This window comes from Mesorhizobium sp. GbtcB19 (assembly GCF_019091085.1).
Taxonomy (GTDB): Bacteria; Pseudomonadota; Alphaproteobacteria; order Rhizobiales; family Rhizobiaceae; genus Mesorhizobium.
This window is the reverse complement of record NZ_JAGXJY010000014.1, coordinates 142569-160020: the sequence shown is the minus strand read 5'-3', so window position 1 is coordinate 160020 and position 17452 is coordinate 142569. Positions and strand designations below refer to the sequence as shown.

Genomic DNA, 17452 nt, shown 5'->3' with positions numbered 1-17452 from the left:
AGTTCGACTGCCTGCCCAAAGAATCCCTTCTCAGGCCAACTTCAAGTCCCAAAAAACCCATATGCGATTCCCCTGCCCGCAAGGGGGAGATTGGCCGTCACCCCGGCCTTCGCCAATCGTCACTGCTATGCCCCAATAACAAAAAAAGCCCGGCATATGGCCGGGCCTTTTTGTTGAACAAAGATATTCGATCAGGGAGCGTCGATCGCCTCGGCGATGTTGGCGATCGCCTGCTGATAGACGCTTGCCGAATTCCAGCCGGCGATCGCGCCCATATTGGCCTGGTAGCTCGCGCCGGCGTGCCAGCCATGCCCCTTGAGGAAGTTGGCGGTCGAGGCGAGCGCGGTGTTGCGGTCGCGCAGATTGCCGCTGCCGACGCCATATTTCAGCACGTTTCCGGGCAGGAATTGCGTATGGCCGATCTCGCCATGCATGGCGCCGACCGAGGAGGCGCTGAGCGCGCCGCGATCGACCAGCTTGAGCGCGGCGATGGCATGCGGGGTGAAATAGTCCGGGCGGCGGCAGTCATAGGCGAGCGTCAGGATGGCCGAGACTGTGTTCTGATTGCCCATGGAGGCGCCGAAGCCCGTCTCCATGCCCCAGATGGCCAGCAGCACGCCCGGCGGCACGCCATAGGTCTGCTCGATATTGGCGAACATCGCCGCATTCGCCTTCTTCAGCGCGCGGCCCCGCGAGATGATCGCGGAAGCGCCGCGGCGCTTCATGAACGCTTCCACCGAACCGCTGAAGGCCTTGTGGATGGCGCGGTCGGCCGCGATCGTCCTTGTCGCGTAGGTCGCCCCGGCGAGCGCCGAAAGGCCCTTTTGGCCGACGCCGTTGGCCTTGGCCTCGGCGGCAAAGTCCTGCTTCCAGGCATCGAAGCCGGCGCCGTTCTTGCCGCAGCTGGCCGCGGCTTCGGCGCCTGTCGCCAGCCCAAGCACAGCCACCACCGCCGCGGCGGCCACGAAAATCCTACCCTTGGCAAAAAATGCCATGCGTTTCTCTCCTAATTGCCTGAATCACGTCCCGGTTGCGAATTTGCCAGCGAAACGCCCGGTTGTCACCGCCCCCACGGGAACCGTGGCACCCGACACCGGTGAAAGACAGGCAATTTGCCTACGATCAAGGGCTAACTGTGGCGGGCTTGCCTCATATCTCCCCTGGCGGAAAAGATCTCCTTCGCCGACGAGCATGCCGCGGGACCGCTCATCCAGAGCTGCGGCGGCGCGAGGCTGTCGGGTGAAAACGTCGCCCGGCAGGTCGTCACCGAGTTCGCGATGAAATAGGCGAAAAAGCGCCTTCGAGACCCGGAAATACTTGAAGCTGCTCACGCTGTTTTGGCCGGTTCGCCGAAAAACCATGGAACAATTCGTGAGCGGGCGAAAGGCGCTTTAGCCGGAACGCATAAGCCTCTGTTTCGTTTCCGAGCCCGAGGGAGCGTTGAAAAACGGAGTGAAAAACCATGAAACGCGTGTTGTTTCCGGCGCTTGCCGGTGCGCTGCTCACCATATCGGGCGCCGCTTTCGCCGACACCCCCGTCTCGGCGGTGGCCGACCTGAATGTCCGCGCCGGCCCCGGCCCGCAATATCCGGTCATCGGTGTGCTGCCGGCCGGCCAGTCGGCCACGCTCACGGGCTGCATCGAAGGCAGCAAATGGTGCATGATCGCCGAAGCCGGCGGTAAAGGTTGGATCTATTCCGACTATGTGACGGGTGATTTCGGCGGCAGCCGCGTCGTCTTGACACGCCGGCCGGCCGATGCCGGCATTGCCGTCGTGACGCCGCCGACCGACAACATCTACACCACGGACACCTACACCGGCGCCATCGTCTCCGGTGACGACGCCGATGCCATCGAGTCGATCGGGAGGCCGCCGGCCGAGGTCGGCACCTATGTCTCCACGCACCGGGTCGATCCGGTCTATCTCGACGGCGAGGTGGTGACCGGCGCCACGCTGCCCGACACGGTCGAGCTGCGCGAAATCCCCGACTACCAGTACCGCTATGTCTATGTGAACAACCAGCCGGCGCTGGTCGATCCCGGCACGCGGCGCATCGTCTATGTGATGCGCTGATAGCGACCGAGACCTAAAAAGCGGCCGCCGGAGATGGCGGCCGCTTGTTTGTGTGCCGGTAGCTCAGGCCGCCTGCATTTGTTCGATGCCTCGCCGCATACGTTTGGGATTGGCCGAGGCGTCCGAACTTCGTCATCCACGGGCGGAGCGGGAGCGAAGCGGACGCGTAGACCCGAGGATGACGACGCGATGGAGGTTTCAGCTAGTCTCCAATCGTAGCGTCCGCGCCGCATTCTGCACACTCGAAGCGGTCCAATTCAGCCGCGAACCTTGATGGCGTAATGGCGCGGTAACCACTGATCTCCAAGATCACTTCGCCAAAGCGTTCGGCAGGGGAGCCGCGTGACGATCGAAAATGCCGCCTTCGAGGGCTATCGCCGCTCGCCGAATGCCAAGACCAATCTGCTTCGCCTGTTCGTCGGGACGGCGATCGTGGTCGCCTTCTGGATGGCCGCGACGGCATTGGTGCTGTTTGCCGGCACCTACATCTACATCGTCTGGCGTCTCCCCGGTCCTTCGACCGGGCAGTACATGCAGGATTTCCTGGCATCGCCCGTCGGAATCTTGAGCGCGCTCACCTCCTTTGCAGGCATCTGGATCGGCCTGTGGGTGGCGATGCGCTTCGTTCACGGCGAGCCGCTCTCAGCGCTTTTCGGCGTCACCCGCCGCATCGCGGGCGGCGACTTCCTCAAAGGCCTTATCGCGGTGCTGATCACCTCGCTCTTCTCCGAGGTGCTGCTCTATTGGCTGCAGCCGGAAATCGCGCGCGGACCGATCGCATGGTCGTCCTGGTTGCTCTTCCTTATCCCGATCGCACTGCTCGCCTTCCTGCAGACCTCGTCGGAGGAAATGCTGTTTCGCGGCTACCTGCTGCGCGGGCTCGCCCATCGCTTCAGGAGCCCATTGATCTGGGCGGTGCTGCCGGGCCTGCTGTTCACGTCGCTGCACTGGAATACGGCCTCGACGCTGGCCATCAATGCCAGCGTCTTCATCTCGATCGGCATCTTTGCCCTGCTGCTCACGTTGCTGGTTCATGTCACCGGCAATCTCGGCGCCGGCTTCGGCGCCCATCTCGGCAACAACCTGACCGGCTTCCTGCTGATTTCGCACCAGGAGGGCTATAATGGCTTCGCTCTGCTCAACGCCAAGCCGCTCGAAGGCCCCGGCTGGACCAGCTGGGACGCCGTGCTGATCGCCGCCATCGGCATCGTCAGCACGCTTTTGACGATGCTTTTGCTTTTGCATCGGCGCTCGCCGCTCAGGGTCGGCACGAACGGCCAAAGCCAGCTTTAAGGCCGCAAATCGCGGCGTTTTGGCTCGAATTTGCGCATTGTTTTTGATGCATGTCGTTGCCGCAAAGCCGCAGCGCACTTTTGCGCGACATGCATGAGCCTTGACTCCGCGGCCGATTTCCTGTTCTAGACCCCTCGAATTCCGCGACGAGTTTTCTTTCGCGAAAGCCGACCAGGACGCCGAAGCCTCTTTGAGGTGGGTGCTGTAAAGAGATCCTGGAGGCCAACACCCGGCAGCGCGATGCGCCCCCGGGTGCTTTTTGGCTTTGCGCTTTTGCTTGGCGACCCGGCGCGAACGCACTACCTCTCGGGCATCCACAGGTGCCAGGGAAAAGGAAAAAGAATGTTTGAATCACTCCAGGAACGCCTTGGTTCGATCCTGAACGGCCTGACCGGGCGCGGCGCGTTGTCCGAGGCGGATGTCTCGGCGGCGCTGCGCGAGGTGCGCCGTGCGCTGCTCGAGGCCGACGTCGCGCTGGAAGTGGTTCGCTCCTTCACCGACAAGGTGCGCGAGAAGGCGGTCGGCGCCGCCGTGCTGAAGTCGATCAAGCCCGGACAGATGGTCGTCAAGATCGTCCATGACGAGCTGGTCGACATGCTCGGCGCCGAGGGCGTCGCCATCGACCTCAACGCACCGGCGCCCGTCGTCGTCATGATGGTCGGCCTGCAGGGCTCCGGCAAGACCACGACCTCGGCCAAGATCGCCAAGCGGCTGACCGAGCGTCAGAACAAGAAAGTCCTGATGGCCTCGCTCGACACGCGGCGTCCCGCCGCGCAGGAGCAGCTGCGCCAGCTCGGCGAGCAGACCAAGGTCGCGACGCTGCCGATCATCGCCGGCCAGAGTCCGGTCGACATCGCCAAGCGCGCCGTGCAGGCGGCGAAACTCGGCGGCCATGATGTCGTCATCCTCGACACCGCCGGCCGCACCCATATCGACGAGCCGCTGATGGTCGAGATGGCCGACATCAAGAAGGTGTCGAGCCCGCACGAGATCCTGCTGGTTGCCGACTCGCTGACCGGCCAGGACGCCGTCAACCTGGCGAAAAGTTTTGATGAGCGCGTCGGCATCACCGGCCTGGTGCTGACCCGCATGGACGGCGACGGTCGCGGCGGCGCCGCCCTTTCCATGCGCGCCGTCACCGGCAAGCCGATCAAGCTGATCGGCACCGGCGAAAAGATGGACGGGCTGGAGGAATTCCACCCGAAGCGCATCGCCGACCGCATCCTCGGCATGGGCGACATCGTCTCGCTCGTCGAGAAAGCCGCCGAAACCATCGACGCCGAACAGGCGGCGGCGATGGCCAAGAAGATGCAGTCGGGCAAGTTCGACCTGAACGACCTCGCCCAGCAGCTTCAACAGATGTCGAAAATGGGTGGCATGGGCGGCATCATGGGCATGATGCCAGGCATGGGCAAGATGAAGGACCAGCTTGCCGCCGCCGGCCTCGACGACAAGATGTTCGGCCGCCAGCTCGCCATCATCTCCTCGATGACCAAGGCCGAGCGCGCCAATCCCGATCTCCTCAAGCATTCGCGCAAGAAGCGCATCGCCGCCGGCTCCGGCACCGACGCGGCCGAGATCAACAAGCTCTTGAAGATGCATCGCGGCATGGCCGACATGATGAAGGCGATGGGCGGCAAGGGCAAAGGCGGCGGCCTCATGCGCGGCATGATGGGCGGCCTGGCCTCCAAGATGGGCCTTGGCGGCATGATGCCTGGCGGTATGGGCGGCATGCCGGACCTTTCCAAGATGGATCCCAAGCAGCTCGAAGCCTTGCAGAAGCAGGCGCAGGCCGCCGGTCTCGGCAAGGGCCTGCCGGGCGGCTTGCCTGGTGGACTTCCCGGTGGCGGCGGACTGCCGGGCCTCCCCGGCGGCATGAAGCTTCCGGGCCTGGGCGGCGGCAGGCTGCCCGGTCTCGGCAAGAAGAAGTGAGGGGGCGATGAACGAGGAGAAAGACATGGCCGATGCACGCGCCATCCTGGCTGGCTACCGCGCTTCGATCGACAACATCGACGCCGCCCTCATCCATATGCTGGCCGAGCGCTTCCGCTGTACGAAGGCGGTCGGTGTTCTCAAGGCCGAGCATGGCCTGCCGCCCGCCGATCCGGCGCGCGAGCAGCAGCAGATCGCCCGCCTTCGCCAGCTGGCAAAGGATGCGAATCTCGATCCCGATTTCGCGGAGAAGTTTTTGAACTTCGTCGTCCGCGAGGTCATCCGCCACCACGAACAGATCGCCGCCAACAACGGCGCTGCAAAAGCCGGCTAATTGGCCGGGAGTTAATGAACGAAAAATCAGAGCTTTTAGGAGAAAAGAATGGCACTGAAGATCAGACTGGCCCGTGCGGGCTCGAAGAAGCGTCCTTACTACCACGTCGTCGTCGCCGACGCCCGGTCGCCGCGTGACGGCCGTTTCATCGAGTCGCTGGGCTCGTGGAACCCGCTGCTGCCGAAGGACGGCGAGCGCGTCAAGGTCGACGCCGAGCGCGTCAAGCACTGGCTGTCGCACGGCGCCCAGCCGACCGACCGCGTGCTGCGCTTCCTCGACGAGGCCGGCCTCGCCAAGCGCGAAGCCCGCTCGAACCCGAACAAGGCGCTGCCCGGCAAGAAGGCGCAGGAACGCGCCGCGCTGCTGAAGAAGGCTCAGGAAGACGCCGCTGCCGCTGCCGCCGCGGCGACCGCCGCTCCGGCCGAAGCCGCCACCGCCGAGTAATCGCGGGTCATTCTTGGCTTACACAAACGGCGGGCATTGCCCGCCGTTTTTCTTTGGATCAGCCCGACGTCTCAGTAGCCGGACGGGCAGCGCGCCACATAGACGCGACCGTAACGGTCGCGATAGCGGCACTGGCCGCTTTCGCTGGCATGGCCGATCAACGCGCCGGCGACCGCGCCGACCGCGCCGCCGACCACCGCGCCCTGCACCGGATTGTTGGCAACGGCCGCGCCGACCGCCGCGCCGCCCAGGCCGCCGATCGCGGCGCCCTTTTCCGTCTGCGAACAGGCGCCCAAGGCCATGGTCAGCACCAGAATGGTAATTGCTTTGTTCATTGCTGTTCCTCTCTCACGCGCCGTCTCGCCGCCGTGGTCTAAACTCGCAGACGGCTAATTTGATCCCTGGAACAACGAAGATTGGCCGGCCCGGCGCCGGCCAACGTCCTGATCATGCCATCAGGTATTTGAAATCGCTCGGTTTTCAGCGCTCGGTGGCGCGTTTCAGATTATCGAGGCCAGCCTCGAACTCCTTGCCGATCAGGCTGTCGAAATCCATGAACAGGCCCATCAGCTTGGCGATGAACGGCCTCGCGCCCCGCATGGCCCAGGTGACCGTCGTGCCGTCGCCGGACGGCGAGAGCGAGAAATCGACGCTGTTGTTGGCGCGGAACGGCTTTTCGAAATCGAGCTTCAGCGCGACCCGCGATGACAGCACCGAACCGGTGATCTCCATGCGGCCCTTGCCGGCCTTGGAATTGCCTTCCCAGGCATAGGCCGCGCCCTTGCCGCTGTCGGCGCCGGAAAGCGTGCGCTGCATCTCAGGGTCGAGTTTTTCGAAGGGCGACCATTCCGGCCAGCGCTTGAAATCGTTGATCAGCGGAAAGATCGCTTCGGCCGGCGCCTTGATGGTGGTCGAACGGGTGACCACGAAATCGTTCGGCCGCGTCGCGGCGTAGACCAGCACGGCGGCGATGATGAGAACGAGGACAATGAGGATGGTGGTGAGCATCGTATTCTCCTTCGCTTAGCGGCTGAACGGGATCAGCGCCCGCACTCTTTGGTCACGCAGATAGAGGCCGCCCCACAGGACAACGCCGAGATAGACGCCGAACAGTGTGTGCGAGAAGAGCGGGTTGCCGATCCGCACATGGGTCGAGATCGCGCCGCCCATATAGGCGGTGAGCAGGATGGCGCCGAGCACCGAGGTCCGCGGCAGAGCATAGAGCGCGGTCGAGATCAGGCCGATGACCCCGATCAGGCGCGCGACATTGGCATCGGCCGGCCAGCCGAGCTCGGTCATCGTCTGCGTGACGATGTCCAGCGGCGGCAACTTGATGACGCCGTCGAAAATCATGAACAGGACCACGACGGCGCTGAGCGCGCGCCCGGTCCACAGAGCGCCTTTTGAAGCAGGCGCGGCTTCGGAAATGCTCATGGATGTTCCCTCCAAGGTTTCGAATGCCGGCTATGTGCCGGTTCGATCCAAGGACGGGGGAACGGACCGCGATCCTACATGGCTGCGGTTTTTTCGGCGCGGGCGCAACTGTTCTTCGTCATCCTTGGACTTGACCCAAGGATCCATGCCGTGATCTCAGCCGAAGATTGCAGCGGCTCAGAACAAGCGTTCCCATCCGCGGTGAAACAGGTGCCTGGCCTTGGCCCGCTTTGCCTATCACGCACGTCACGGCATGGATCCTAGGGTCTGCGCGCGTCGCTTCGCTCCTTGCTTCGCCCTAGGATGACGAAGTTGCCTGTTGCTACGAGAAGTAAAACTTGTCGGCCGCGATCATCTTCGGCGGCGTCTCGTCCAGCGCCTCGAACACGGAGATCTCGCAGACGCGGCAGAGCCCATCCAGCGCAAGGTCGTTGGCCTCGACGCCGAACGGGTCCTCCAGCTCTTCCGACAACGCGTCGAGCCCGAAGAAGGTGTAGGCGATCAGCGCCGTGAACAGCGGCGTCGCCCAGCCCGTGGTCGAAACCAGGCCGATCGGCAGAAGCAGGCAGACGACATAGGCCGTGCGGTGCACCAGGAGCGTATAGGCGAAAGGCAGGGGCGTGCCGGCGATGCGCTCGCAGCCGGCCTGGATGGCGGCGATCGCGGCCAGCCTTTCGTCGAGGATGCGGAAGCAGATCGGATCGAGCGCGCCGGCCTCGCGCCGCGCATTGGCGCGCCGGCCCATGCGCCGGACCATGTCGTCGGCCGGGTTGGTGCGGGCGGCTGCCTTGTCGACCGCGTCGCCGATAAAGGCGCGGGCGTCTTCCTTGCCGTCGATGCGGCGCAACTGCCCGCGCAGCAGATGGCAGAAGCCAAGCGCCTCCATCAACAGCGCGCGCTGCTCGGTGCGGTCACCGATCAGGCTGGTGGTGGCGCGCGACAGATTGCGGATCTCGAAGACCAACGCGCCCCAGAGCTTGCGGGCTTCCCACCAGCGGTCATAGGCGGCGTTGTTGCGGAACGACAGATAGATCGACAGCGTCACGCCGACGAGCCCGAAGGGCGTGATGTTGAAGGCGCTGAGATCAAGCTGGAAGTGCCGCGCCAGCACCAGGATGACCGTCGCATAGATGGCGAAGCCGAAAATCTGCGGCAGGATGCGCGGCACCACCGAGCCACGCATGATGAAGAACAGCTGCAGGAATGTCGGGCGCGGTCGGACGATCATCGGGTGAACCTTTGCAAGCCGTTATGTTTCTACGGCGATAACGAACTCCTGACTCAGCCGCGAGCGACATCGCCATGTCGTCAAAGCGTCGGACCGTTGACGTTTCGAGCAGGACTGTCGAGAACGTCGCGAAGCACCACATGAAGGGACGAGACATGAGCGGCGAGACGGACCTGCAAAAGCTGCTGGCATCGATGACGCCGCAGCTTCACCCGGAAGTCTATGTCTTTACGACCTTGCCGCCCGGAGTTTCCTTGCCGGAGGGTCCGGAGCCGGTCATGCGCTTCATCGAGCGCGAGGGCCTGACGCTGATCGTGACGGAGGACGAGGCGAAGGCGGCCGCCCTCGCCGGCACGTTCCGCTGCCGGATGATCACGCTCGACATCCACTCCTCGTTGGAAGCCGTCGGCTTCCTCGCCGCCATCACGACGCGGCTCGCGGCAGCCGGCATGGGCGTCAATCCGGTCTCGGCCTTCTATCACGACCATCTGTTCGTGCCGGCGGAGCGGGCGGAGGAGGCACTCACCATCTTGCGCGAACTGGCGACCGAAAGCGGCGCCTGAACTCAGCGCCTGAGCACGTAAAGAATATCCGGCAGGCCTTCCTCGTTGGTCGAGCCGTCGCCGAAGGCTTCGGCGCGAAAACCATGGCGTTCGTAGAACCGCCGCGCGCCGGTGTTGGCCTGGAAGCAGTGGAGCCTGATGAGCGGCATGTCGGCCGTGGCCTGGTCAAGCAGCCGGCTGCCGATGCCTTGCCCTGTCCGGGCGGGATCGAGGTAGAGCTGCTCGACCCAATCGCCGTCGACGGCGATGAAGCCGACGATGGGTTCGCCGGCGACGGCCACAGTCACTTGCTGATTGGGGAGCAGGATGTCGCGGATGAAGAAGAGGTCTTCCTCCGGCGTGTGCAGGACCGGCATCCAAGCGAAGGCGTTGAGCGACGCGCGCATCATGGTCGCGATGGCGGCGGCGTCGGAAGCGATGGCGGGGCGTATTGCGACTTGAGGAAAACTGGACATGCCGGCGCTGCCCCTCATCCGCCCTTCGGGCACCTTCTCCCCGTAAACGGGGAGAAGGAAGAAGCGCCCCGGCCGTAGGCCGAGCCCGCGACCGCGGGCCGCCGGTCGTCCGGCGCCCCCCGCGGAGGGCCAGCCGCGGCAGCGGCGATACGGCCCGTGAGCGAAAACAAACAGCCGTCAGGCCGAGCCCGCGACCGCGGGCCGCCGGTCGTCCGGCGCCCTCGCGGAGGGCCAGCCGCGGCAGCGGCGATACGGCCCGTGAGCGCTAATCAAACAGCCGTCAGGCCGCCTTCTTCTTCGGCTGGATCAGGCCGCGCTCGACCAGTAATTCCGCGATCTGCACCGCGTTGAGCGCCGCGCCCTTGCGCAGATTGTCGGAGACGACCCACATCGACAGGCCATTGTCGACGGTCGAGTCCTCGCGGATGCGCGAGATGAAGGTGGCGTCCTCGCCGGCCGATTCCAGCGGCGTGATGTAGCCGCCATTCTCGCGCTTATCGAGCACCTGGCATCCGGGCGCCTCGCGCAGGATGTCGCGCGCCTCGTCGGCGGTGATCGGCTTTTCGAACTCGATGTTGACCGCTTCCGAATGGCCGATGAACACCGGCACGCGCACGCAGGTCGCCGTCAGCTTGATCTTGGGATCGAGCATCTTCTTGGTCTCGGCGACCATCTTCCACTCTTCCTTGGTGAAGCCGTCGTCGAGGAAGACGTCGATATGCGGAATGACGTTGAAGGCGATGCGCTTGGTGAACTTCTTGACGTCGACCTGGTCGGCGACGAACACCGCGCGGGTCTGGGTGAAGAGCTCGTCCATGCCTTCCTTGCCGGCGCCGGACACCGACTGGTAGGTGGCGACGACGACGCGCTTGATGGTGGCGACGTCGTGCAGCGGCTTCAGCGCCACGACCAGCTGCGCCGTCGAGCAGTTCGGGTTGGCGATGATGTTCTTGCGCGTGAACAGCGAGATCGCGTCCGGGTTCACCTCCGGCACGATCAGCGGCACGTCCTGGTCGTAGCGGAAGGCCGACGAATTATCGATGACGACACAACCCTGCTTGCCGATCTTCGGCGACCATTCCTTGGAGACGTTGCCGCCGGCCGACATGACGCAGATGTCGGTGTCGGAAAAGTCATACTGGTCGAGCGCCTTCACCTTCAGCGTGCGATCGCCGAAGGACACCTCGGTGCCCTGGCTTCGCCGCGACGCCAGCGCCACGACCTCGCTCACCGGGAAGCCGCGCTCGTCCAGAATGTTGAGCATTTCGCGGCCCACATTGCCCGTGGCGCCGACTACCGCAACCTTGAAACTCATCTGATATCTCCTGTCCCTCTCCGCTTGGTTGTTGGAGAAAACCCGCCGGCCTCATGCGGGTTTCGTCCCCCGGGCCGGACCCGGGAGAGGGTGGTTAGGCCAAGGGAATCACACCGTTTTGGTGGTGGTTTTGGCCGTAGTTTTGCTGGAACGGACGGACGCGTCTAAGCGCCCAGCCCAATGCGTTACATTGTGGCTGGGGGCGTCGAATGCAAGAAGAGCCATCAAAAGGCCGCGCATCGAAAGACGATCCCGTTCGAAGCGGGCTTTTACGCGGTTTGATGAAAGAGTCAATTGGCGGCGACTTTCCCTTCTCCCCTTGTGGGAGAAGGTGGCCGCGAAGCGGCCGGATGAGGGGTGCTGGAAGGATCGCGGCGGTGAAGAATCGAACGCCAGCTTTTCAGCGTCTCACTCCGCTGGAACACCCCTCATCCGTCTCGGCGCTATCGCGCCGATCCACCTTCTCCCACAAGGGGAGAAGGGAAAGGCGGTGCCGCTTGCCCTGTACAATATCGGCCGCAAGAAGTACGAACGCCCAAATACCGTTTGGCTGGCGCAGTGCCGGCCTTGTGCTCCGCGACGAGCGCAGAACCCCGAATTCCGAAAGAGAAGAATGTCCAGTTTCGAAACGATTGTTCCTGCGCTGGCAGAGGCGCTGGAAAAGCGCGGTTATGCGGCGCTGACGCCGGTGCAGAAGGCGGTGCTGGGGCCGGAGCTCGGCGAGGCCGACGCGCTGGTGTCGGCGCAGACCGGGTCCGGCAAGACCGTCGCCTTCGGCCTTGCCGTGGCGCCGACCTTGCTTGGGGGCGCTGAGCGTTTTGCCGAGGCCGGTGCTCCGCTGGGACTGATCGTGGCGCCGACGCGCGAGCTTGCCCTGCAGGTGCGGCGCGAACTCGAATGGCTCTACGAGTTGACCGGCGCGCAGATAGCCTCCTGCGTTGGCGGCATGGACATGCGCACCGAGCGGCGGGCGCTGGAACGCGGCGCCCATATCGTCGTCGGCACGCCCGGCCGGCTGCGCGACCACATCACGCGGCAATCGCTCGACATGTCGGCGATCAAGGCCGTGGTGCTGGACGAAGCCGACGAGATGCTCGATCTCGGTTTTCGCGAGGACCTCGAATTCATCCTCGACGCAGCGCCCGCCGAGCGCCGCACGCTGATGTTCTCGGCAACCGTGCCACGCGCCATCGCAACGCTCGCCCAAGGTTATCAGCGCGATGCGGTGCGCATCTCGGCCGCCGGCGAGGAAAAGCAGCATCTCGACATCGAATACCGGGCGCTGAACGTCGCCCAGGCCGATCGCGAGAACGCCATCATCAATGTGCTGCGCTACTATGAAGCGAAGAACGCGCTGGTGTTCTGCAACACGCGCGCGGCCGTCAACCACCTGACGGCGCGCTTCAACAACCGCAATTTCTCCGTCGTCGCGCTGTCCGGCGAGCTCAGCCAGAACGAGCGCAGCCATGCGCTGCAGGCGATGCGCGACGGCCGCGCCCGGGTGTGTATCGCGACGGATGTCGCGGCGCGCGGCATCGACCTGCCCAATCTCGATCTCGTCGTCCACGCCGACCTGCCGACCAACCCGGAGACGCTGCTGCATCGCAGCGGTCGCACGGGGCGCGCCGGACGAAAAGGGGTGAGCGCGCTGATCGTGCCGAACAATGCCCGCAGACGCACCGAACGCCTCCTGCAGAACGCCAAGCTGACCGCCACCTGGGCAAGCCCGCCCTCGGCCGACGACGTGCTGCGCCGCGACGACGAGCGCATCCTGGCCGACGCGGCCTTCGACGAACCGGTGCGCGAGGAAGAACGCGGTTTTATCGACATGCTGCTGGAAAAGCATGGCGCCGAACAGGTGGCCGCGGCCTTCGTGCGGCTCTGCCGCTCCAGCCGCTCGGCGCCCGAGGACCTGCTCGAAGTCGCGCCTTTCGCACCGTCGCGCGAGAAATTCACACGCAGCGACGAGGCCCCCGCCCGCCGCGACGATTTCGGCGACAGCGTCTGGTTTTCGCTGTCGGTCGGCCGCCGCCAGAATGCCGAGCCGCGCTGGCTGATCCCAATGCTGTGCCGCACTGCCGGCATGTCCAAGCGCGAGATCGGCGCCATCAAGATGCAGCCGGAAGAGACCTTCGTGCAGATCGCCGCCGACTGGGCCGACCGCTTCCTCGCCGCGATCGGCCCCGACCGCAAGCTGCAGGGCAACATCGCGGTCAGGCGGATCGACGGCACGCCCGATTTGTCGCGCGCCGGCTACCAGCCGCCGAAGCCGGACAAGAAACCGCATCGCGGCAAGCGGGCTTTCGACCAGAGCGCCGCTCACAAGCCGAAGTTCGAGAAGCGCGCGCCGGCCGATCAGCGCACGCCATTCGAAGCAAAGCCATGGGCTGGCAAATCCGGTAAGCCAGCCAAGCCGAAATTCGACAAGCCAGGGCCGGCAAAGAACAAGAAATCGAAGAAACGACCAACGTAGCTCGCAATTAAAGTTGGCAGCTGACCCGCGGGGACATTGCACCTCCTTCGGCAGCAAATTGCGACCTTCGAGATTGACCGAAGCATCCGAACTTCGTCATCCACGGGCGGAGCGGGAGCGCAGCGGACGCGTAGACCCGAGGATGACGACAGCGTGGTGGCTGCCGGTCGCGCTTCATCGCATGCCTCTTGCGGTCCGCGTGGACTTCCAACAATGTGACAGCAGCGCGACGCGGGGCACGACATGCGCGGCGAGATTCTTCACTATGACAGGGAGCATGGCTTCGGCTTCATCAGCGGCGCCGACGGCAAGCGCTACGTCTTCGGACGCGAGGACCTGCGCCGTGACATGGCGCTGGCCAAAGGCGCCGCGGTCGAGTTCCAGCCGAACGGCGATCGCGCCGGCAACATCTTGTCGGTCCGGGCCCGCGCCGGCGATCCGGTGGACAATGTGGCCGCAACGGCTGCGCGTCCGCTGCCGGGCGCGGCGCTGGCGCATTTCGGCCGTGACGCCGAGAATGATGCCGAATCCACCGCCGTATGGAGCTATTTCTGGCGCGACCTGACGGCGAATTACGTGAACTTCACCGGGCGCGCGCGGCGCAAGGAGTTCTGGAGCTTCTGCCTGTTCTGGCCGATCGGCCTTGCCGTCCTCGTCGCGATCGGGCTCTCCTTCGATCTGTCGACCGACGACTTCGAAGGCGGCAGCGGGCTGCCGATCGTCTCGTTGAGCCTCTTCGGGCTCTATGCCGTTCTCACCATCTTGCCCTGGATTTCGCTGCTGGTGCGCCGGCTGCACGATGTCGGCTTGACCGGCTGGCTCGCGATCCTGTGCTTCCTGCCCTATATCGGCGCGCTTGCCATCCTGGTGTTCGGCCTGATTCCGAGCCAGGTCGGCGGAAACAAGTGGGGGCCGGTGCCCGTAGGGGTCAGGCTCTAGCGCTATCCGTGCATATTGCAAACTCCTACAACTTTAGATAGATTTCCGCTGCGACGCGAAGGGGGAAGCAATGCGCGGGACAGTCTTTCACTATGATGAGGATCACGACTACGGCTACATCGACGGGATCGACGGCAAGCGTTACATCTTCGGCCAAAGTGACCTGACCCAGGGCATGTCTCCGACCAAAGGCATGCCAGTCGAGTTCACGCCGGATGACGGGACGGCGCATGATATCGTGGCCACGAAATCAGCCGCAGCGCCGCCGCACGGCATTCCGCAGCCGGCGGGCGGCCGCGCCATCGAAAACCGTTCCGCTACATCCTTGGGACTGTGGGCCTATTTCCTGCGAGCGCTGGGAGACGACTACCGCAATTTCACCGGCCGGGCCCGTCGCAAGGAGTTTTGGGCATTCCACCTCTGGCTCTACGTCCTGCTTGTCGCGCTGTTCGGCTTCGGCGCTCTCCTCAACCTGGCGATAAGCGGTTTCGATGACGGGCCAAGGACATCGATCGGGTACATTCCTGCCCTGCTTTTTGTGTTGGCGGCTATCCTGCCGTCGATCGCGGTCGTAGTGCGGCGCCTGCATGACATCGGCCTGACCGGCTGGCTTGTCCTGCTTTGCTACATTCCGGCCCTGGGGCCCGTGGCCATTCTCGTCTTTGGACTTCTTCCCTCACAATTCGGCGAGAACAGGTGGGGGCCATTGCCGGCGGGCGTCAGGTTTTAGCGGCCGCCTTCAGCGCCGTACCCGACAGCCTAAGAAAAATCTTCTGGCCGTGGCGCTCGGCACCGAGCCGGTCGTAGAAGCGCAGCGCGCTTTCGTTCCAGTCTTCGGCGGTCAGATCGATGCGGCCGATGCCTTTGGCGAGGCAATAACCGGCGAGAAAGCCGACCAGAGCGCGGCCAACGCCCATGTCGCGGGCGCTGTCGCGCACGAACAGATCCTTCAGGAACATCAGCCTTTCGAGATCGATGCCTGGATGCGCTATAGCCACCGAGGCGAGGCCGGCGACCGCGCCATCCGCGAAGGCCAAGGCGAAATGCGGATAGGCCGGGCTCTCGTCGCTCAGCCATTGTCGCGCCGTGGCCGCCGCCCGGCCATGATCGAGCGGCGCTTGCCGGTAATGCGCCGCCATCGCGCAAAGCACGGTGGCGAGCGCTTCGGCATCGTCGACCCTCGCCCAGCGAACGTCGACGGCTCCGGGGTCAGCCAAGGAATTTGGCGATGATGGCGTCGCCCATCTCGACGGTGCCGACTTCCTTCATGCCGTCGGACAAAATGTCCTTGGTGCGCAGGCCGTCGTCGAGCACGGCGGCGATGGCCGCTTCGAGCCTGTCGGCCTCGGCCACCATGCCGAAGGAATAGCGCAGGCACATGGCGAAGGAGGCGATCATCGCGATCGGATTGGCGATGCCTTTGCCGGCGATGTCGGGCGCCGAACCGTGCACCGGCTCGTAAAGCGCCTTGCGCTTCTTGGTCTTGACGTCCGGCGCGCCGAGCGAGGCCGACGGCAGCATGCCGATCGAGCCGGTCAGCATGGCGGCGATGTCGGACAGCATGTCGCCGAACAGATTGTCGGTGACGATGACGTCGAACTGCTTTGGCCAGCGCACCAGCTGCATGCCGCCGGCATCGGCCAGCATATGGTCGAGCTTGACGTCGGCGTATTTCGCCTGATGCGTCTGGCTGACCACCTCGTTCCACAACACGCCCGACTTCATGACGTTGCGCTTTTCCATCGAGGTGACATGATTCTTGCGCGTCCGCGCCAGCTCGAAGGCGACGCCCGAGATGCGCTCGATCTCGAACGTGTCGTAGACCTGGGTGTCGATGCCGCGCTTCTGGCCGTTGCCGAGATCGATGATCTGCTTCGGTTCGCCGAAATAGACGCCGCCGGTCAGCTCGCGCACGATCAAAATGTCGAGGCCCTCGACCACGTCCTGCTTGAGCGAGGAGGATGCAGCCAAGGCCGGGTAGCAGATCGCGGGCCTGAGATTGGCGAACAGCTCCATGTCCTTGCGCAGGCGCAGCAGCCCGGCTTCGGGCCGCACTTCGTAAGGCACCTTGTCCCATTTCGGCCCGCCGACGGCGCCGAACAGCACCGCGTCCGCCGCCATCGCCTTCGCCATGTCGGCATCGGAGATCGCCGCGCCATGCGCATCGTAAGCGCAGCCGCCGACCAGGCCCTCATCGGTGGCAAAGCCGCTGCCGAGCTTGTCGTTCATGGCCGCGATCAGCTTCTTCACCTCGGCCATCGCCTCGGGGCCGATGCCGTCGCCGGCGAGCAGGAAGAGATTTTTCGAAGCCATGGAGAACCGTCCGGTGAGAGAATTGAACCGGCGCCTTGCTAAACGCCAAGTGGTTGCGGCGCAAGAGGACGGGCGCCGAGATCCTTCACACCCCCCTCTGGCCTGCCGGCCATCTCCCCCGCAAGGGGGGGAGATCGATGTCGCGACGGCTTTCGCCAATCTCTTAACGTTGCAGAAAGGGCGAGGCGCTGAAGCAGCCAATCTCCCCCCTTGCGGGGGAGATGTCCGGCAGGACAGAGGGGGGTGCTGTCCCGCCAGCGTCTCTAAGGAGATCGGCAACACGCCTACCTATGCGAAAGAATATTCACCAGCCGCCCAAACGGGTCGCGCGCATAGAAGCGCCGCACGCCCCAGGGCTCGTCGGCGGGGCCGTATTCGATGGCGAAGCCGGCGGCCTTCATCGCATCGAGCGCCTTATCGACGTCGTCGACCTCGATCGAAAGGTCCGGCACCGGCGTGCCGGAGCCGCCTTGCGCCATGAAGCTGATCTGCACCTGCATGCTTTCATCGGAGCCATAGGTGGCGATCCAGCCCTGATCCATGAGGACATCGAGGCCAAGCACATCCCGGTAGAAAAGCTTCGCGGCAGCAGCGTCCGGGGTTTCGATATTGGCGACGATGCGCCTGACCTTCACCATGGACCGATCCTTGCCTG

The 17452-nt window shown here is 64.4% G+C and carries 19 protein-coding genes; 9 read left to right on the top strand and 10 right to left on the bottom strand.

What is annotated here, in order from left to right:
• Positions 1–191: 191 nt before the first annotated feature.
• Positions 192–995: a lytic transglycosylase domain-containing protein gene (locus KVT37_RS22640; RefSeq protein ID WP_217577172.1), complete on the bottom strand. Its 804-nt coding sequence runs from the start codon at positions 993–995 to the stop codon at positions 192–194.
• Between the two features lie 467 nt (positions 996–1462).
• On the opposite strand from KVT37_RS22640, the gene KVT37_RS22635 reads away from it, so the two are divergent.
• The 5 genes from KVT37_RS22635 (at position 1463) to rpsP (ending at position 6077) form a co-directional block, all read left to right on the top strand.
• Positions 1463–2074: a DUF1236 domain-containing protein gene (locus KVT37_RS22635; RefSeq protein WP_217577170.1), complete on the top strand. Its 612-nt coding sequence runs from the start codon at positions 1463–1465 to the stop codon at positions 2072–2074.
• A 342-nt stretch (positions 2075–2416) separates the two neighbouring features.
• The gene (locus tag KVT37_RS22630) at positions 2417–3367 is read left to right on the top strand and encodes a CPBP family intramembrane glutamic endopeptidase (protein WP_217577168.1); all 951 of its coding nucleotides are present in this window, start codon (positions 2417–2419) and stop codon (positions 3365–3367) included.
• Between the two features lie 342 nt (positions 3368–3709).
• Positions 3710–5299 carry a signal recognition particle protein gene (gene ffh / locus KVT37_RS22625; RefSeq protein ID WP_217577166.1) on the top strand — a complete coding sequence of 530 codons (1590 nt, stop codon included), beginning with the start codon at positions 3710–3712 and terminating at the stop codon, positions 5297–5299.
• A 7-nt stretch (positions 5300–5306) separates the two neighbouring features.
• Positions 5307–5633, top strand: a complete 327-nt coding sequence (locus KVT37_RS22620) for a chorismate mutase (protein WP_041000445.1) — start codon at positions 5307–5309, stop codon at positions 5631–5633.
• Positions 5634–5681: 48 nt separating this feature from the next.
• Positions 5682–6077 carry a 30S ribosomal protein S16 gene (gene rpsP / locus KVT37_RS22615; RefSeq protein WP_127866065.1) on the top strand — a complete coding sequence of 132 codons (396 nt, stop codon included), beginning with the start codon at positions 5682–5684 and terminating at the stop codon, positions 6075–6077.
• A gap of 71 nt (positions 6078–6148) precedes the next feature.
• On the opposite strand, the gene KVT37_RS22610 is transcribed toward rpsP, so the two are convergent.
• The 4 genes from KVT37_RS22610 to KVT37_RS22595 all read right to left on the bottom strand — a co-directional run bounded on the left by KVT37_RS22610 (position 6149) and on the right by KVT37_RS22595 (position 8739).
• A complete protein-coding gene (locus KVT37_RS22610) occupies positions 6149–6412 on the bottom strand; it encodes a YMGG-like glycine zipper-containing protein (protein WP_217577164.1) in 264 nt (87 codons plus the stop codon).
• Positions 6413–6557: 145 nt separating this feature from the next.
• Entirely contained in the window at positions 6558–7085 is a 528-nt protein-coding gene (locus tag KVT37_RS22605; RefSeq protein ID WP_217577163.1) for an SRPBCC family protein, read from the bottom strand.
• 15 nt (positions 7086–7100) lie between these two features.
• Complete coding sequence (locus tag KVT37_RS22600; RefSeq protein ID WP_217577162.1) at positions 7101–7511, bottom strand: DoxX family protein; 411 nt, start codon at positions 7509–7511, stop codon at positions 7101–7103.
• A 322-nt stretch (positions 7512–7833) separates the two neighbouring features.
• On the bottom strand, positions 7834–8739 hold the full coding sequence (locus KVT37_RS22595; RefSeq protein WP_217577160.1) for a bestrophin family ion channel: 906 nt from the start codon (positions 8737–8739) through the stop codon (positions 7834–7836).
• Positions 8740–8894: 155 nt separating this feature from the next.
• Here KVT37_RS22595 and KVT37_RS22590 point away from each other — a divergent pair, with 155 nt between their 5' ends.
• Positions 8895–9302, top strand: a complete 408-nt coding sequence (locus KVT37_RS22590; protein WP_217577158.1) for an ACT domain-containing protein — start codon at positions 8895–8897, stop codon at positions 9300–9302.
• A gap of 2 nt (positions 9303–9304) precedes the next feature.
• On the opposite strand, the gene KVT37_RS22585 is transcribed toward KVT37_RS22590, so the two are convergent.
• Entirely contained in the window at positions 9305–9757 is a 453-nt protein-coding gene (locus tag KVT37_RS22585; protein ID WP_217577156.1) for a GNAT family N-acetyltransferase, read from the bottom strand.
• A 280-nt stretch (positions 9758–10037) separates the two neighbouring features.
• Positions 10038–11072, bottom strand: a complete 1035-nt coding sequence (locus tag KVT37_RS22580; RefSeq protein ID WP_217577154.1) for an aspartate-semialdehyde dehydrogenase — start codon at positions 11070–11072, stop codon at positions 10038–10040.
• A 613-nt stretch (positions 11073–11685) separates the two neighbouring features.
• On the opposite strand from KVT37_RS22580, the gene KVT37_RS22575 reads away from it, so the two are divergent.
• The 3 genes from KVT37_RS22575 (at position 11686) to KVT37_RS22565 (ending at position 15214) form a co-directional block, all read left to right on the top strand.
• Complete coding sequence (locus KVT37_RS22575) at positions 11686–13545, top strand: DEAD/DEAH box helicase (RefSeq protein ID WP_217577152.1); 1860 nt, start codon at positions 11686–11688, stop codon at positions 13543–13545.
• Between the two features lie 243 nt (positions 13546–13788).
• The gene (locus KVT37_RS22570) at positions 13789–14484 is read left to right on the top strand and encodes a DUF805 domain-containing protein (protein WP_217577150.1); all 696 of its coding nucleotides are present in this window, start codon (positions 13789–13791) and stop codon (positions 14482–14484) included.
• 70 nt (positions 14485–14554) lie between these two features.
• Entirely contained in the window at positions 14555–15214 is a 660-nt protein-coding gene (locus KVT37_RS22565) for a DUF805 domain-containing protein (RefSeq protein ID WP_217577148.1), read from the top strand.
• Here the strand turns inward: KVT37_RS22565 and KVT37_RS22560 are convergent.
• The 3 genes from KVT37_RS22560 to KVT37_RS22550 form a co-directional block, all read right to left on the bottom strand.
• The gene (locus KVT37_RS22560; protein WP_254634192.1) at positions 15204–15701 is read right to left on the bottom strand and encodes a GNAT family N-acetyltransferase; all 498 of its coding nucleotides are present in this window, start codon (positions 15699–15701) and stop codon (positions 15204–15206) included. The genes KVT37_RS22565 and KVT37_RS22560 overlap by 11 nt on opposite strands.
• Entirely contained in the window at positions 15694–16797 is a 1104-nt protein-coding gene (gene leuB, locus KVT37_RS22555; protein WP_217577146.1) for a 3-isopropylmalate dehydrogenase, read from the bottom strand. The genes KVT37_RS22560 and leuB overlap by 8 nt, the downstream gene beginning before the upstream one ends.
• Before the next feature lie 284 nt (positions 16798–17081).
• Positions 17082–17432, bottom strand: a complete 351-nt coding sequence (locus tag KVT37_RS22550; RefSeq protein WP_217577180.1) for a VOC family protein — start codon at positions 17430–17432, stop codon at positions 17082–17084.
• Positions 17433–17452: the final 20 nt, after the last annotated feature.

Bases quoted from the DNA above. Each gene is read 5' to 3' on its own strand.
- KVT37_RS22605 (WP_217577163.1), bottom strand. From the start codon at position 7,085: ATGCTCACCACCATCCTCATTGTCCTCGTTCTCATCATCGCCGCCGTG.
- rpsP (WP_127866065.1), top strand. From the start codon at position 5,682: ATGGCACTGAAGATCAGACTGGCCCGTGCGGGCTCGAAGAAGCGTCCT.
- KVT37_RS22590 (WP_217577158.1), top strand. From the start codon at position 8,895: ATGAGCGGCGAGACGGACCTGCAAAAGCTGCTGGCATCGATGACGCCG.
- KVT37_RS22565 (WP_217577148.1), top strand. From the start codon at position 14,555: ATGCGCGGGACAGTCTTTCACTATGATGAGGATCACGACTACGGCTAC.
- KVT37_RS22600 (WP_217577162.1), bottom strand. From the start codon at position 7,511: ATGAGCATTTCCGAAGCCGCGCCTGCTTCAAAAGGCGCTCTGTGGACC.
- KVT37_RS22620 (WP_041000445.1), top strand. From the start codon at position 5,307: ATGAACGAGGAGAAAGACATGGCCGATGCACGCGCCATCCTGGCTGGC.
- ffh (WP_217577166.1), top strand. From the start codon at position 3,710: ATGTTTGAATCACTCCAGGAACGCCTTGGTTCGATCCTGAACGGCCTG.
- KVT37_RS22570 (WP_217577150.1), top strand. From the start codon at position 13,789: ATGCGCGGCGAGATTCTTCACTATGACAGGGAGCATGGCTTCGGCTTC.
- KVT37_RS22610 (WP_217577164.1), bottom strand. From the start codon at position 6,412: ATGAACAAAGCAATTACCATTCTGGTGCTGACCATGGCCTTGGGCGCC.
- KVT37_RS22575 (WP_217577152.1), top strand. From the start codon at position 11,686: ATGTCCAGTTTCGAAACGATTGTTCCTGCGCTGGCAGAGGCGCTGGAA.
- KVT37_RS22635 (WP_217577170.1), top strand. From the start codon at position 1,463: ATGAAACGCGTGTTGTTTCCGGCGCTTGCCGGTGCGCTGCTCACCATA.
- leuB (WP_217577146.1), bottom strand. From the start codon at position 16,797: ATGGCTTCGAAAAATCTCTTCCTGCTCGCCGGCGACGGCATCGGCCCC.
- KVT37_RS22585 (WP_217577156.1), bottom strand. From the start codon at position 9,757: ATGTCCAGTTTTCCTCAAGTCGCAATACGCCCCGCCATCGCTTCCGAC.
- KVT37_RS22640 (WP_217577172.1), bottom strand. From the start codon at position 995: ATGGCATTTTTTGCCAAGGGTAGGATTTTCGTGGCCGCCGCGGCGGTG.
- KVT37_RS22595 (WP_217577160.1), bottom strand. From the start codon at position 8,739: ATGATCGTCCGACCGCGCCCGACATTCCTGCAGCTGTTCTTCATCATG.
- KVT37_RS22580 (WP_217577154.1), bottom strand. From the start codon at position 11,072: ATGAGTTTCAAGGTTGCGGTAGTCGGCGCCACGGGCAATGTGGGCCGC.